Origin of the sequence: Alcanivorax sp. DP30 (assembly GCF_009882945.1) — a bacterium.
Taxonomy (GTDB): domain Bacteria; phylum Pseudomonadota; class Gammaproteobacteria; order Pseudomonadales; family Alcanivoracaceae; genus Alcanivorax.
In genome coordinates this window covers 1-264 of sequence record NZ_WTUY01000009.1, presented here as the reverse complement: position 1 = coordinate 264, position 264 = coordinate 1, and the positions used below count along the sequence as shown (strand labels likewise).

1 protein-coding gene is annotated in these 264 nt (G+C 57.2%); it reads right to left on the bottom strand.

The genetic code is table 11. The features are described from left to right. The coding region (locus GQF00_RS16860) for an EF-Tu/IF-2/RF-3 family GTPase (RefSeq protein ID WP_255461773.1) at nt 1–264 on the bottom strand (264 nt) is incomplete at both ends.

Below are 264 nucleotides of genomic sequence, written 5' to 3'. Positions count from 1 at the left end.
CGTCGGTGGTACGGAAGTAGAACTGCGGACGGTAACCGTTGAAGAACGGGGTGTGACGACCACCTTCGTCCTTGCTCAGTACGTATACCTCGGCAACGAACTTGGTGTGCGGCTTGATAGAACCCGGCTTGGCCAGTACCTGACCACGCTCAACTTCATCACGCTTGGTACCACGCAGCAGTACACCAACGTTCTCACCCGCACGGCCTTCGTCCAGCAGCTTGCGGAACATCTCAACACCGGTACAGGTGGTCTTGGTGGTGT